We start from the raw sequence: 841 nt of genomic DNA on the forward strand, positions 1-841 counted from the left end.
GGACGATATCAAGGGGAACGCGCCGTGAGGCCCTCTTCGTACTTTTCATTTCTGCCAGCGCGCCCTCAAGGATCACGTCGGATGCCTGGCCAACCTCTGGAGACTCCCCCGATGACTGCTCGTCACTGGCAAGCCGTCTTGCTGACCCTCGCCATGCTGTGCGGCGTGAGCGGCTGTAGCGGCAACTACAAATTCAACGACAACAGCTATCGCCCCTTGGGTGATCCGCAAGCGGTCAATCGCGGCAAGTGACCGCAAGGAGCAGCAATATGGAACTGGTATTTGATCTGTCCAGCACTCGATCGTTGGACGCTTCACAAGTGAGGAGCAAAACCTTTGACGAAGAGGGTGGGGTGATCGGGCGTAATGCCGATTGTGAGTGGACCCTCGTCGACAAAACCAAAACCGTGTCCAAGTACCACGCAGAAATCAGCTATCGGGACGGGACGTTTTTTCTCACCGACAGAAGCTCCAACGGCACCCAGTGCAAACACTCCGACACTTACCTGAGGAAAGGCCAGGCACAGCGCATCCAGCATGGTCATGTGTACGCGCTGGGGGATTTTCTGATTCGTGCGCAACTGGAGCACGAATTGCAGGTGTTACTGGATCAGGTCGGGATGCCTCAACCCGCAGGCAGTGTTATTCCGGACGATGCCTTTCTGGAGCTCAACCCGCTGGACCCGTCGATTCAGGGAATTTCCCTGATCGATGAGCCTGCCACACGGCCAGGATTGAAACCCGCGTGGTCGCAGCGTGTCGACAGCCCTCCGATCGATTATCAAAACCTCAGCGTGCCGCAGCTGGTTGCCGAGCCGGCGCCGGAGTTGCCTACGGCCCA

The 841-nt window shown here is 57.8% G+C and carries 2 protein-coding genes; both read left to right on the plus strand.

Annotation, left to right across the window (positions count from 1 at the left end):
• The first annotated feature begins 111 nt into the window (after positions 1 to 111).
• Positions 112 to 252 carry a hypothetical protein gene (locus TU76_RS23930; protein WP_048352633.1) on the plus strand — a complete coding sequence of 47 codons (141 nt, stop codon included), beginning with the start codon at positions 112 to 114 and terminating at the stop codon, positions 250 to 252.
• Positions 253 to 269: 17 nt separating this feature from the next.
• Positions 270 to 841: FHA domain-containing protein (locus TU76_RS23935; RefSeq protein ID WP_048352634.1), on the plus strand; the 572-nt coding region annotated here is incomplete at its 3' end.

Source organism: Pseudomonas psychrophila (assembly GCF_001043005.1).
Taxonomy (GTDB): domain Bacteria; phylum Pseudomonadota; class Gammaproteobacteria; order Pseudomonadales; family Pseudomonadaceae; genus Aquipseudomonas; species Aquipseudomonas psychrophila.